This window comes from Psychrobacter sp. 1Y10, from assembly GCF_052259005.1.
GTDB classification, from domain to species: Bacteria; Pseudomonadota; Gammaproteobacteria; order Pseudomonadales; family Moraxellaceae; genus Psychrobacter; species Psychrobacter saeujeotis.
In genome coordinates, this window is the sequence record NZ_JBQQES010000016.1 from 1 (window position 1) to 13,876 (window position 13,876).

At 37.3% G+C, this 13,876-nt stretch carries 15 protein-coding genes; 9 read left to right on the forward strand and 6 right to left on the reverse strand.

Features of this window, described 5'->3' with window-relative positions:
• From ACTXGH_RS13550 to ACTXGH_RS13560, 3 genes are all read left to right on the forward strand, one after another.
• Positions 1-2,072 (forward strand): MobA/MobL family protein (locus tag ACTXGH_RS13550; RefSeq protein ID WP_443561778.1); only part of this gene is annotated, 2,072 nt, incomplete at its 5' end.
• Between the two features lie 299 nt (positions 2,073-2,371).
• A complete protein-coding gene (locus tag ACTXGH_RS13555) occupies positions 2,372-3,313 on the forward strand; it encodes a replication initiation protein (RefSeq protein WP_443561780.1) in 942 nt (313 codons plus the stop codon).
• A 165-nt stretch (positions 3,314-3,478) separates the two neighbouring features.
• Positions 3,479-3,931, forward strand: coding sequence for a hypothetical protein (locus ACTXGH_RS13560; protein WP_443561782.1), 453 nt, complete (start codon positions 3,479-3,481; stop codon positions 3,929-3,931).
• Positions 3,932-4,023: 92 nt separating this feature from the next.
• Here ACTXGH_RS13560 and ACTXGH_RS13565 read toward each other — a convergent pair whose 3' ends face one another.
• Positions 4,024-4,533: a plasmid replication DNA-binding protein gene (locus ACTXGH_RS13565; RefSeq protein ID WP_439297174.1), complete on the reverse strand. Its 510-nt coding sequence runs from the start codon at positions 4,531-4,533 to the stop codon at positions 4,024-4,026.
• A gap of 373 nt (positions 4,534-4,906) precedes the next feature.
• On the opposite strand from ACTXGH_RS13565, the gene ACTXGH_RS13570 reads away from it, so the two are divergent.
• The 3 genes from ACTXGH_RS13570 (at position 4,907) to ACTXGH_RS13580 (ending at position 6,779) form a co-directional block, all read left to right on the forward strand.
• Entirely contained in the window at positions 4,907-5,707 is an 801-nt protein-coding gene (locus ACTXGH_RS13570) for a hypothetical protein (RefSeq protein WP_439297173.1), read from the forward strand.
• A 134-nt stretch (positions 5,708-5,841) separates the two neighbouring features.
• Complete coding sequence (locus ACTXGH_RS13575) at positions 5,842-6,435, forward strand: hypothetical protein (RefSeq protein WP_439297172.1); 594 nt, start codon at positions 5,842-5,844, stop codon at positions 6,433-6,435.
• 68 nt (positions 6,436-6,503) lie between these two features.
• Entirely contained in the window at positions 6,504-6,779 is a 276-nt protein-coding gene (locus tag ACTXGH_RS13580; protein ID WP_207990662.1) for a hypothetical protein, read from the forward strand.
• A 28-nt stretch (positions 6,780-6,807) separates the two neighbouring features.
• Here the strand turns inward: ACTXGH_RS13580 and ACTXGH_RS13585 are convergent, their stop codons facing one another.
• Positions 6,808-7,434: a recombinase family protein gene (locus ACTXGH_RS13585; RefSeq protein WP_439297171.1), complete on the reverse strand. Its 627-nt coding sequence runs from the start codon at positions 7,432-7,434 to the stop codon at positions 6,808-6,810.
• A gap of 183 nt (positions 7,435-7,617) precedes the next feature.
• Here ACTXGH_RS13585 and ACTXGH_RS13590 point away from each other — a divergent pair, with 183 nt between their 5' ends.
• Positions 7,618-8,451, forward strand: a complete 834-nt coding sequence (locus tag ACTXGH_RS13590) for a cation transporter (protein ID WP_058023794.1) — start codon at positions 7,618-7,620, stop codon at positions 8,449-8,451.
• A gap of 485 nt (positions 8,452-8,936) precedes the next feature.
• On the opposite strand, the gene ACTXGH_RS13595 is transcribed toward ACTXGH_RS13590, so the two are convergent.
• Positions 8,937-9,377, reverse strand: coding sequence for a hypothetical protein (locus tag ACTXGH_RS13595; protein ID WP_110817436.1), 441 nt, complete (start codon positions 9,375-9,377; stop codon positions 8,937-8,939).
• 343 nt (positions 9,378-9,720) lie between these two features.
• Between ACTXGH_RS13595 and ACTXGH_RS13600 the strand changes: the two genes are divergently transcribed.
• Positions 9,721-10,473: an ACP-like domain-containing protein gene (locus tag ACTXGH_RS13600; RefSeq protein WP_011954800.1), complete on the forward strand. Its 753-nt coding sequence runs from the start codon at positions 9,721-9,723 to the stop codon at positions 10,471-10,473.
• A 254-nt stretch (positions 10,474-10,727) separates the two neighbouring features.
• Here the strand turns inward: ACTXGH_RS13600 and ACTXGH_RS13605 are convergent, their stop codons facing one another.
• Entirely contained in the window at positions 10,728-11,192 is a 465-nt protein-coding gene (locus ACTXGH_RS13605; RefSeq protein WP_007115209.1) for an NUDIX hydrolase, read from the reverse strand.
• Positions 11,193-11,712: 520 nt separating this feature from the next.
• Positions 11,713-12,876, reverse strand: coding sequence for a zinc-dependent alcohol dehydrogenase (locus ACTXGH_RS13610; protein WP_058368782.1), 1,164 nt, complete (start codon positions 12,874-12,876; stop codon positions 11,713-11,715).
• Positions 12,877-13,099: 223 nt separating this feature from the next.
• On the opposite strand from ACTXGH_RS13610, the gene ACTXGH_RS13615 reads away from it, so the two are divergent.
• A complete protein-coding gene (locus tag ACTXGH_RS13615) occupies positions 13,100-13,234 on the forward strand; it encodes a TdeIII family type II restriction endonuclease (RefSeq protein WP_083606213.1) in 135 nt (44 codons plus the stop codon).
• A gap of 76 nt (positions 13,235-13,310) precedes the next feature.
• On the opposite strand, the gene ACTXGH_RS13620 is transcribed toward ACTXGH_RS13615, so the two are convergent.
• Positions 13,311-13,682 (reverse strand): mobilization protein MobS, encoded by a 372-nt coding sequence (locus ACTXGH_RS13620; RefSeq protein ID WP_439297170.1) that lies wholly within the window; start codon positions 13,680-13,682, stop codon positions 13,311-13,313.
• Between the last annotated feature and the right edge of the window lie 194 nt (positions 13,683-13,876).

Genomic DNA, 13,876 nt, shown 5'->3' on the forward strand with positions numbered 1-13,876 from the left:
TCGCATCGACTAAATCTATATCACGAGGTAATGGACAAAGTGCCGTTGCTTCTGCGAGCTATCGTGCTGGTTGTGAACTGGAAGATAAGCGATACGGTAAGACCCACGACTACTCAAAAAAGCATGGGGTGATGAGTGCGGATATCATTTTGCCGTCAGCGTTGGCTGCTGCCAATGCTGATATTGATCGTAGTGATTTATGGAACAAAGCGGAAGCTGCCGAGAAACGCAAAGATGCAAGAGTGGCTCGCGAATGGCTGATTAATCTACCGTATGAGTTAAGTGCGAAAGATCGTAAGACATTGGCACACAAGTTCGCCCAAACCCTAGCGGATCGTTACGGCACGATTGCCGATTGTGCCATTCACAAACCAACTCAAAGAGAAATTGATCGTGGTGCCGATCCTCGTAACTTTCATGCTCATATTATGTTCACCACGCGTACCGCAGCACTTGGCAACAGCAACGAGATCATATTGACTGAAAAAGCTGATATTGAGCTGTCCGACACGAAGCGTCATAAGCTTGGCATGGAACGAGTCAGTGTTGAGATTAAAGAGGTTCGCCAACTATGGGAGCAGCTTGCTAATGAAAAATTAGCCGAGCATAAGCACGATTTGATAGATTGCCGTAGCTATGCAGATCAAGGCAAAGATATTGAACCACAACTTAAGATGGGCAGCGTTGCGACTAAGCTGGAGCGTGACGCATATGAGACAGCTAAATTGGTAGCAATGGAAAAAGGCGAGGTATTTAACGGCATTGCGCCAGTGACGATTAGGGGTGAAATCAACGCCATGATCGCGGAGCGTAATAGCTTAGTGCTAGAAACGTCCAATAGAATTATTTTTGAGCAGCGAGATTACGATGAACGACTTGAAACAACAAAACGATATATTGATCGAGCGAATCAAAGAATTAGAAACACAAAACGACAAATTGAGCGAACAGAACAAGACATTGAGTGGTCAAGTAAGCGATGCAAAAACCTACCAAACTGGATTGATGGAAACCACAAAGCAATTGAGAGCAACACAAGAAAAAGTTCAAACACAGCACGAGCAAATGAAAAACTCACACAAAGAATTAACAACACAAAACAATCAATTAACAGCATCACTAAAGCTATCGGAAGATCAGATATTGAAATTAACAGCGCAGTTGAACAAAGCGCCAGACCAGCTCCAAACCCCTTTGATGATAACTACAGACGAGCCTTTTATGAGCGAAAAAGACGAATTGATCGAGAGCTTAGAGAGTACGATAGACAAGCTAAAAGAGAAAGTTACGCGGATGAGAAAGACAATAATGATCTTAGAGCGACGTTAAGCGCTTTTGCTCATCGATTAATGACTCGACACCATGAAAAGTTCAGCTTGCGCCCAGGCTTTCGCGATAATCCTGCTGACTACCCTGAAAAATTTGACTATCGGCAAGTCAAAGTCCTTGATCGCTTCGCTAATGAATTGGGTTTAACCAACGATTTTAATAGCTTCAGAGAGGAACAGCGGCGCATTGCGGACTTGTTGTTTACGTTTGACGTGATGCAAAACAACCTGAATGCCATGGATATATTGATTAACAGACAAAAAGAACGTAAAAACTATCACGAAGTCATAGCCGATTTTGATGCATTCATTACTAGCTTAGATGCTAGCAGAACAGCCAAAAACAATGAGTTGCAAGGCTCGTTGGGTCGTAGTGATATTAGCCGAATGACGGCAGAAACGCTAACAGCGTTCAATTATTTAGATAACATTGAGCAGTACATAAGCAAAGAAACCACTGCTAACGAATGCAAAGTATTAGCTCAGGAGCATATCAGCGAGACTCTAAGAAGAACCTCTACACAGTATGAACTTGCCTATCAAGGATTAAGAACATTGGATAGTAACGAAAGCGTCCAGAAGCATGCTAGAACGCTTGAATCTAGTTTAAGTAGGTTTAATACTAAATATGCTGATAAGTTGACTGAAAGCGATATCAAGAGCATTAATAATGGATTGGAAGTCCTTAGTCAGAAATTAGAGATTTCTAAACCTATTAATCGACCTTATCCTTCTCCTTTTTAATCTTATCCACAACTTTTTTACTTCCCCGTTTCTTTAAGGGTTTTTATTTACTCCTGTTTACTCCTGTTTACTCCTGTTTAAGAGGCTTTTTTACCTTTTTAAATCAATATGTTACAGAGAGAAAAAACAGTAAATGAGCAGAAAAAACAGTAAATGAGCAGAAAAAACAGTAAATGAGCAGAAAAAACAGTAAATGAGCAGAAAAAACAGTTATATAGAAAGTGCTGTTTTTATTATATACTATTGATGCTAATATACCTCATACATTTATAAAAATAGTAAATGAGCAGGACGAGAAAATGGAAAATAACTTAGTTGTCCAGTCAAATGATCTAATCTTAGCAACGTATACCATGCAAAAGACAGACAAAGAGCTAATACTCGCTTGTATCAGTCAAATTGACAGCAGACCTGATGCGCCACAGGTCACACAAGACACAGAATACAAAGTGTCAGTTGATGATATGAAATCGCTCTTCTTTGGTAAGAAGTCCAAGAATGAGCAGAATATTTATCGTGACATAGAGAGTGCAAGCAAGCGTTTGTATGACGTTGATATTGTAATGAGCTTGCCTGAAAATAAGACGCTTCAAACAAGGCTTGTCAGTAGTATTGTCTATGATCCTGACAACGGAGAAGTTGTATTATCATTTGCAAGTAAAATACTGCCATATTTAACGCAACTTAAAGCTAACTTTACTAAGTATAGGCTATTGGAAATAGGTGAATTATCGAGCATTCACTCAATCAGAATGTATGAATTGATAGTCATGTGGGTTAATCAGTTTCAATACAGCAAAGAGTTTAGCTTAGAAGAGCTAAAGTACGTAATGAACGTCAAGAACAAATATAAACAGTTCGGACAGCTAAAAGATAACGTGATTGAAAAAGCAATAAATGATATCAACGAAAATACAAACTATAGAGTTAGTGTGGAGTATAAAAAGAAAGCTAGAGGTAAGGGGTATAAAGGCTTAATACTCAAGTTCCATAAAAAAACATTAGACAAATTAACCAATAAAGATGATACCTTGTCACCGTCCGCCATTCAGGCCATCGTCGATAATGTGCAATTTATGAATGACTATAACAACCACTCAAGCCTAAGTTATGACGGCAGAATGCATACTGATGCATTTAAGCGTGAAATGATTAATATCATACAGCGAGAGCCTGAAAGTTTTAACAAACCCAATAAAGGCTTAGAAAGCTATTTACCGAAAGCTAAGCAAGGCTTCTAAACTTATGATAACCGTTAATAAAGAAGACTTTCCCAAAGTTTGCATAACTGCTGTTTGTCTCTAATCAATACTTACACAGAATCCAGGATACGCCCTTTTGCTTACACTCAAAAATGAGCAAACAAGCGAAGCACGTTAGTTATTACTTAGATAAGGCAAATATTAATGAAAAAAATACTGTTCGTAATTATATTATCCATTTTTTCTAATAACGTTTTTGGTGCAGAATTATGGCAAGGTTTAAATTCTGGTGCTACTTCTCAAGAAATAATAAAAAAATTTCCAAGTGCTAAGGAAGATCGTTATAACACATTGATCATGAAGGATTACATGATTTTTGGAAAGAATTTTACTGTAGAATTTAGAATGGATGAGGATAAGCTTAAAGTAGTGAAATTAAAAACACACTTCACAAAGTATGATCATTTATATTCAAAAGCGCTTAACGCATTGAGTTTGAAATATGGTGAACCATCTAAAAACATATCTACAGTGCTTGGTAATGCTGCAAATTGGCATCATGACGGTGTTGATATAACTTTGATAGATAACTATGGGTCAAGCTGGCTATTTATTACTTATAATACAGATTTAGTTGATAACTCTAACAAGTTATAGTCAGATAACAAAAACCCCTAATCATTTCTGAAAAGGGTTTTTGACTTAGGAGACTTTCCCAAACTTTGTGTAACTGCCATTTCAACACTCTCCTAAAACGCCCACCATCTTTTTCTCTTCCGATCTGGTGCCACGGTTGAGTCGTTTGTTTTTTCTTTCTCTTGTTCAAGTGGTGGCTCATAGCCTAGCTCAGCTTGCTTAAATTCTAGCAACTTCACTTGAGCAAAATCCTGAATACTAGCATTGGCTTTATCCAGTGTCTTATTCAGCTGACCAATTTGTTGTTGATAATTCTCTATCAACTGTTTTTGATCGCTGACCTGTTGCTGTAGGTGCTTATTCCTTAACTTCTCTAACTCTAATTGATGTTCAAGCTCTGTATAAGACTGTTCAGCTTGACTGTTCAAGTGCGTACTATCAGGAACGTTCAGTGATTGTTCAGTACGTTTTTTGGACAAAGGCTCTCCAAATACTCGAAGCATCTCTGCAGTGTCAATTTTCTTGTCTGCTGTTCTGGAAAGCTCGCCATCATTGACTTTTTGGTATATTGTGGTTCTCGATACACCCCATTCTTTTGCTGCTTTTGTCACTGATATGTTCATTGTTCACCTAGTGTCCAAGTACGTTTTTAAGCTCTGTACAATACGACTGTTCAGAACGTTCAGTGGACAACTATCGCATTAACCTACCTACGAGGCAAATCATAAATACTTTATACGAAAGTTAGAGGGTTCAGATATATATTGTCAATTTTATTGAACAAATATCATGTTTTATTGCCATTTATAGGAAAAATTTGATTTTTAATTCTTGAGAGATTCTAATCATATTAAATAGGTACGGTTCCCTAATCAGGACTTGAATCATCTAAATGATGAGAATATATTTCACAGTGTCCTTTCTGGACAGTATCTAAGATAGTCTCGATCATGCCTATGGCAAATCAATTAAGCATTTACTTTAAAAGGTTTTATTATGGAAAGACTAATCAGCATTATGAAGAGCGATTTCGAGGAGTTTCACTCAACTCGTAAAATAAGCCGTGCAGAGAAATTATCGAAAGATATCAAAATGCATGTCAATCATAATGAGTATCCATCATATTTTTTCGGTAACCCTGAAGCAAAGTTTGTATTAGTACATCTTAAACCTAAACAAGTAGACAATTATTCAGATGTACATGAAGAGAGCTTTAAGTTCACTGACTTTGATGAATATTTTGGGTTTCATAGATACTATGGAAAAATTCATTATGGTGAAGACACTACGATAAAACTTAAGTCTTCTTTTGACGCTAAGCAAGTGAAGTTTATAAAACCATTCAATGTTATCAATTTTAATGATGCTAATGGTAATTTTTCGAACCTAGAAAAAGTAATAGATGACAAGCTACAGCTTGAACTTTTGCCTTTCGGATCGAATAGTTTCGAAACTAATAAGGTTGAATCTGCAAAAGAATCATTGCAACCTTATGTTGAAATCTTGCTAGACACAATAACGAGCCAAGAAAGAGATTACGTTGTATTTTGTGGCAAAGTGTTTGAAACACTCTTACAGCCTTATATAGTTTTTAAAGAGGATCATGCATTCAAGCTGCCAAAAGTAAAGGGTGGGATAGCTGTTAACTATTCTAGATTTTCTAACGTAACTCTAGAATTTAATAATAAGAGATTTTCAGCTGGGATAGCTCAGTCTTTTGCACAGATGGGTATCAACATGGGTGAATATGGAAAAAAATGCAGCGAGCTATATAACCTATCAAAGCCTCTTAAATAGTAGAATTATGTCGGACACGACGTATAATGTCGTAAAGAAGATCTACATACTATGCATTAGAAAATTATTTTGGTAGTCTCAATAAAAGGTAAAAAACAAACGTATGTGCACACTATTTAATTGAGGAGATAGTAATGATTATTGCACTAAGAGGTTACGGTGCATTTATTTACGCCGGTACAGTAGCAAATGATACTTATGAGTATTTCGAAAATGAAGACATTGACTTACAGGAATATGCTGAATATTTAGACGACCCTGGATCAAGTAATCTACAAATACCTAAAGAGCACGATTTTGTTAATGGTGGTCGTCTGTATGATGTGGATAATTTGTGGCGTATATCAGGCGCAGAATTAACTAGTGATTGTATTTTAAGTGTAGATTTAGAGAATGGAGGTGATGATTGGGAATGTGCCCTTGATTTAGGTACCTTAGAAAAACTTGGAATTAAGACAAAATGTATTAGTTCATCTACTAGGATGATAATGGATTTACCTTCAGGTACTGCTATATTCATGGCTAAGGAAACTACTGAAGGGCTACAGTTTGAAGAAAATCAGATTATATCTAGTAGTGATTTTGACCCAACAAAGTTAGAAATTTATTATCATGAGTATATAGATACGGACATAGTCAAACATATAAAGTACGATGGAAGAGAGTATTTTGGTAGTAACTTTGAATGGGATGCTGAATCTAAAGAGTTTAAATGGCTCTGGTGGTGATTAACAATTAGAGAGATTTCACACAGTGGCTTTCATTAAAAACTCATAAAATTAGGTTATAGATAAATATGTTAACTAAGAAAACCACTACTCGTGGAGATAACTATAATGAACTACTCAGTTTGGCTAAGTCTAAAAATCTGACACTTAGACGTGCTAATAAATCAGGTGAAATTCCTATGAGGTTCGAGGTTGTTCGTAGAGGCGCTTCAAAAAATGAGCAACCTTTTATTGATAATTTAACACCTGAGCAAGTCAATAATAATAGTCCATTAAGTGAGGGCTTCACCTTAAAACAGTTTATTAGCCAGTTTAAAACAGTATGTCCCAAGGGAACCATCTAAAAAGGCTTATTGATCTACTTATAGTGGATTAATAAGCCTTTTTAGATATTTTCTTAGCCACATCAGCGATCAGATGCCGTGAGCACTTCGCCATTTTTTGAATATCAGAATAGCTATGACCTGATTTGAGCAGACTAGCGATAATCTTGCGCTTTTCGGTATCTTTTCTACGTCCTGAATACTTACCTTCTGCTTTAGCTCGAGCAATACCTTGCATTTGACGGTTACGGCGATCTTCATAATCTTTTCGAGCAATAGCTGCAAGCATATCTAGCATCATCGAGTTAATGGCCTGCAATACACTGCTCATAAATTCAGTGCTGCTTTCAGGTTGAAGCGCCATATATGAGGTGGGTAGCTCTTTTGATACGATAGATAGCTTCTTTTCTGATAGCATTCTTTTGAGAGTGTCCCAATCAGCTTGGTTCAAACGCGCCAAGCGATCAATCTGCTCAACTAAGATGACATCGCCCTTATGAGCATCTTCGATCAGCTGCATCAGCTTTGGGCGTACCAGTGTTGCTCCTGATTCATTCTCGACATAGAACGCTGCAATCTTGTGGTCATGATCGTCGGCAAATGCTATAAGCTCGCTCTTGGCACGCTTAGCGTCTTGTTCTTTGGTTGACGCTCGTAGATACGCTCTAATAAACATAAATACCTAAAATAGTCTGTTATAAGTGGTTCCATTATACCAGTCTGTTTTAAGTAGTCTGTTAATAGGTTTGAAGGATGAAATATCTGGTTCCCTTGGGGTATGGCTTTTGAAACCATTTTTCTTTATATTGTCACTTAGACAGCCTACTTTTTGAACCACCACCCGGATATAAATGTAGCTATGAATAAAACAACTTTTAAAATATCGAAGATGGACTGCCCTTCGGAGGAAAACCTAATCCGAATGAAATTAGAGGGCCACTCGAATATTGAACATCTTGAGTTCGACATTCCTAACCGTCAATTAACTGTGTTTCATCATGACAATATAGAAGGGATAGAGACTGCTATTCATGACCTAAAATTAGGAGACACCCTACTCTCGACCGAAACCATTGACCCCTCTGATCCCAACAATAATTTTAAAATTGATGCTGACTCTAGTCACAAAAAAGATGCTGAGCAAAGAAAGCTACTATGGATAGTGCTGGTCATTAACTTTGCTTTCTTTATTATTGAAATGAGCACGGGACTGATTTCTCGTTCGATGGGGTTGGTCGCCGACAGCTTAGATATGTTAGCAGATAGCTTCGTGTACGGAATTAGCTTATTTGCGGTCGGTGGAACGGTCATTAAGAAAAAACGGATTGCTAGAATTGCCGGATATTTTCAAATTACGCTAGCGATTCTTGGTTTTTTAGAAGTACTAAGACGTTTCTTTGGCAATGAGCAGTTACCTGACTTTTCTACCATGATAGTCATATCGATTCTTGCGCTAATTGCAAACTTGATTTGCCTCTATTTACTACAAAAATCGAAAAGCAAAGAAGAAGAAGCCCATATGCAAGCCAGTATGATTTTCACTTCAAACGATGTGATTATCAATTTAGGGGTAATTGTTGCAGGGATTTTGGTTAATTGGTTACACTCTAGTACGCCTGATTTGATTATTGGTAGCATCGTATTTGCTTTAGTTATTCAGGGCGCCTTTAGAATATTGAAGTTGAGTAAGTAGCCAAGCCTAATAACTGAAGCAAATAGCTCAAGTAAGTAGCTTAATTAAACCGCTAAGTGTAAAGTAACTGGGTTTGAAGCAAATAAACATCATAAGGATATGAGACCTCAAGCAATGATTGAACAAACTTTAAATCTAGTCACCACCAAAGACCATCAGCAAGTTGCCGTTTGGCGAATAATAGATGATGAAGTCTTTGATAAGAATCTGGGAGACCTTCCTAAATTTTGTGTAAGTATTTAATCTAAACGTCAGTTACACAGAATCTGGGATGGTCTCTTCAAGTCCTCACTAGCGCACCGATCATAGATAGAATATCTATGGTAAGTACATCATGAAGTACACTGTGGCTATCTCAGCAAGTTGAAACCTTAATACCATTAGCTCACAGCCAAAGATTCAAGTCCTCACTAGGGTACCGAACCAAGAAAAGAGCTTGAGTGGCTCGCTATAAGTATACATTGGCTACCGCTTGGGCTTATCTGCTATGTGGGCGCAATTTCTATTGCACCGGCAACGGCACAACCCTGATATGCTTTGCCTGCGTAAGTTAATATTGCAGTAAATTCATTTTGATAGCCATTGTCATCGATACAAAGGTTATTTTTTATATTCACAACAATAGGCTGTCCATTGACAGTACTCGCGTATTCGACACCTTCAGTATTGACAGAACCAGAACCCACCACGGTAACTGTTGCTGTCGTTGGCTTTAAGAAATTTGCCTCTATACTTAGCTCATTTCCTTCAATCACTATTCGCCAAATTTTCCCTTTGTTTCCAAAAGCAGTAAATGCCCCTGACGCTACCGGCGCTTCTATTGTAGGCTGCTTACTCAGATCCGTGGTGTCGGCACGATGGTTACTACAAGCCACTAGAGCTAAGCTGCCCGTTAAGCACATTGTCGTTAGAAGCAAAGAACGCATAATTTTTCCTTTAAATATAATAAGAGAAGAGGGCGTTCAAAACTCTGTGTCAACTAAATTAAAGACGCTAGCCAATTTAATAAACGCCCCGTGCGTGATTATTTGGATTCTTGATTGGATAATATTTGAATATTTGCCGTATTTTACTAGCTTGAACATATCATTCACTGGGGTGGAGTGTTAATCTGTTATGTTTTTTCATTGGATTTGCTTTGGTCTATTGTGTACTAGCTAAAATCTACTCGAAGATATGGATGTAATATATAGTTTGTCCGACACCAATAAACTCAACTATTTTGGATGTTAAAATAATCAATTATTTTTTAATACGAAAGGTTTTAAGATGAAATCAAAGAAAATACTCGCCCTTGCATTTGTGATGTCGTGTATAGCTGCTTTAGCAGGCTGTAACACAACACCTGATAACAGTAGTCAGTATACTAATGCAGTAGAGACTTCTCATAAAAATAGTCACAGTAATATTGCTAACCCCCAAGTTTTGGATATCAAGGGCAGTATTACTGGCTATGATACAAAGGAATATATATTCCATGCACAAGCTAATCAAGTATTAAGAGTAGTAAGACAAAACACATCAGACGATGTGGTATTAAAGTTACTGTATCTTGGAAATAACAATAAAACTAGTGAACTCTCTGGTGATTTCCAAGTCCTGCCTTATACAGGGGATTATAAGCTTATCGTAAGCCAAACACGCAATGATGCCCGTAAGCATGCAAACACCGCAAAAAACTTTAATTTGAAAGCCTTTATCACTGACCAGCAGCAACCATCTAACCAGCAAAATTATGTCGTCAACTACAAGTGTGATAGCAACGAAAATCTAAGCGTAACCTACCACTTTAATAACCAAAAAACTAGTGCGACAGTGACTTACGATAATATTTCACAACAGCTAAACTTTGATGATCAATATAGTAAAAAAAATAATCCAGTATTCTCCAATAATAACTACTTACTGAGCGTAGGAACTATTAATGATGGCGTGTTTGGAGACTCAATGGTCTACTCTTTGTTAGATTTAAAAAAATCTAAAGGTGGCTACGCGTTATTGCAAAACTGTCAAAAATTATAAACGCCTTCAGAAAAATAAAAAAGGGAAAATAGCCATAATCAGATAATGGGAGTTTCCCAAACTTTGTGTAACTGCTTATAATCCACTAACTGGAGAATAAGCAATGACTAACCAAAACGACATTAAAAAACTGGCCCAACAGATGGCTGGTAGCATGAAAAGCTGAGAGCATCCTACATTTTGTGTAATTATTGATGAAAGCCACACAGCTGTTACACAGAATATAGGATGCTCTCATCGAACTTTCTTACTTTTTAGAGTAACTCAGCTGCTTGTAATGCTATTTCTTTAACATCTAAGCTAAGGGCTAAATCTGCATTGATCAAATCTTCAATATCGAAAAATCTAGCTTCTAGGGCATCATCACCTGCTAGAGGATCACCAGAAACCCAAATACAAAGTACGGCTACAAGAACAAAATGGTGACGAAGCTTACCACTACTATCAAAGTCAAACGCGTCTACAGCGTTAAATGTCTTAAAGGCTTTTGATACAATGCTTGTCTCTTCATAAAGTTCACGAACGGCAGCATCTTTAACAGTTTCCCCACGTTCAATTTTACCACCGGGAAAACCCCATCGACCTGCATCGGGTGGGTTAGCACGGCGTACTAAAAGCACCTTTCCATCTTTAAAAAGTACTCCAATAGTAGCTACTATTGGACGTAGGCTCTGTGGTTCGTATTGTATTATAGGTTCATTACTTAGTATATTAGACATAAAAACTCAATTGAGAATAGGACATAGAGGATAGCTTAATATTCAAGTCCTCACTAGGGAACCGAACCAGTGAAAGCGCCTGACTGGTTTGCCATAGGTATACTTACAATAAATTATAGTGCAATGGGAAGATAGAACTAAGACAATTAAAGAGCTGATTAAAGAACTCCAAAGTTTTGGGGATCAAAACTTGATTGTTATGATAACGAATGATGAAGGTGAAACATTTAACGGTAAAGTTGGTTAGCAAAGGGTTTGTAGCTAATAAAGATGATCCTGATAAATATAAGAAAGTTTATTGTGCTTTACACTTCTAAGCTTTAAGACCATCTAAGACAGTTAGCTAGTTTTTTAACCCCTAAACCCATGTAAATCGGTTGGGGATGATTTTTTTGTCGTGTGCAGAGAAAAATAAGTTAAAGATTTTTTACTAGCTGCTTTAGCGATAATCATTATTTAAGATAATCTCGTTAAAGCAGCTATGACTTAACTCTTAAATGTTAAGGGTAAATTTGAAAAATTAAGGAGTTAAAATGACTTTACGACATTCTTCTTCACGCTTTTCGAAAATTTCATAACCTTTAGCAGCGTCAGACAAATTCATACGGTGAGTAATAATAGCTTCAGGTGATAAATCACCATTTTCAATATACTCTAATAATTGTGGTAAATACTTGTGTACATGGGTTTGGCCCATTTTGAAAGTAAGCCCCTTATCAAAAGCATCACCAAATAAGAAACCATGAATGGGTCCTGCATACACACCAGGAACACTAACGACCCCGCCACGACGCACAGCTGCAATACATTGACGTAAAGCTGCACCACTTGACCCTTCAATTTTCAAATTGGTCATTATTGTTTCTAGCATACTGCCTTTGGCTTCAAAGCCAATCGCATCAATAACGCCGTCAACGCCGCGATGTCCTTTGGTCTGTTCAATGATGAATTCAGCAGCATCTACCTTATCGAAATTGACCGGAATAGCCCCGTACGTATCTTTGGCATACTGCAAACGGTAGTCATTATGATCTACCACGAAGATCTGCTCAGCGCCTAACATTTTGGCACAAGCTGCTGATAACAACCCCACAGGACCCGCACCATAAATAGCTACGGTTGAACCTTTAGTAATATTGGCATTAGTCACGGCCTGCCAAGCAGTTGGTAAAATATCTGATAAAAATAAAACCTTCTCATCTGACAGTGAGCCATTTACTTTGAACGGATTAAAATTACCTTTAGGAACCCGTACAAATTCTGCTTGTCCACCAGGAATCCCACCATATAAATGGCTAAAACCAAATAAAGCAGCCGGTGGCGGAATTATTTTTTTATTAATAGCAGCGCCTGGGCCTGTATTTGTAGTCTCACAAGCGGACATTAGGTCATGCTGACAGAAAAAGCAGTTACCACATGCAATAACAAAAGGAATAACAACTCTGTCGCCTTTTTTAACAGCTGTGACTTCAGAGCCTACTTCTTCAACCACACCCATAAACTCATGACCGAAGATATCGCCTTCCTCGGTTGCAGGTATTTTGCCACGATATAAGTGTAAATCTGAGCCACAAATTGCAGTTGCAGTCACACGTAAAATAACATCATCTTTTTCTTGCAGTTTAGGCTCTGGGACATTGTCCACTCGCACATCTTTAGCACCGTGGTAGGTTAAAGCACGCATAATTTCTCCAATTAAGTAAAGCTTGCAGAATCTCGATAAACAATAATCTGTGATAATACAAGATGAAAGTTATTAGAATCAGTGGTTTATGTTAACTAAGTTAAGTATTACTCAATTATATTAGCACCTTGAAAATCGAGATTTATAATTAACGTGTGTTAAAAAGGTTGCGTGTTGTAAGTAAAAAATTGTAGTGGTTAACTAATTTAGGACACCTAATAAAATTCAAACCTACATCGCCATTACTTATAACCCTGAGTCGAGAACGGATAATAATTATAAGCGTTGGGGCAACTTTTATGACCGCCAAGATCTGTTAGTAGGTGACGAGTTATGGCAGCTTGTGTCAGGTGGTTAATTTTCACTCAATGATATGATTGATATTCTCTGCTCGTCTACAATGAAAGCTTCATAATCTCATTAAAAAACTAGCATTAATCTTCTACAAACATATTATCTTCATCAACAGGGAGGCCAGTATCTGCAATATTGGCAACTAATGTATGTTTATCGCCGTTATAGTCAATTTCATTATTTTTATTGCTGATTTTTTTTAGCTTTTCTATAACATCAGACATTAACTCTCTATCACTTTCTCTGGTTAAAAAATCATCTAAATTATTAGCAACATATTCACGTAATTTTTCAACTTCGTTTTTTTCTAAAGTCTCTATTAAGAAAGCACCCAGTAGTATCTTTTGTCGTGTCAGCTTCTTATCTAACTTCTGTTTTTCTCTATTTATTTTCAGCTCAAGCTCATTAATCTTTTGCTGTTCCTTCAAATCATTACCACCAAGTAAGCTCATACCATATCCTTAAATTATCAAATTATTTATCCATCTAACTATAGCAACTTCGCCAGTATCTAACAATCTACTATGATATAGTTAATTGACGGATGGTTGAGTCTCACTGACTAAGTGCGGATGGTTGAGTCTCACTGACTAAGTGCGGATGGTTGAGTCTCACTGACTAAGTGCGGATGGTTGAGTCTCACTGA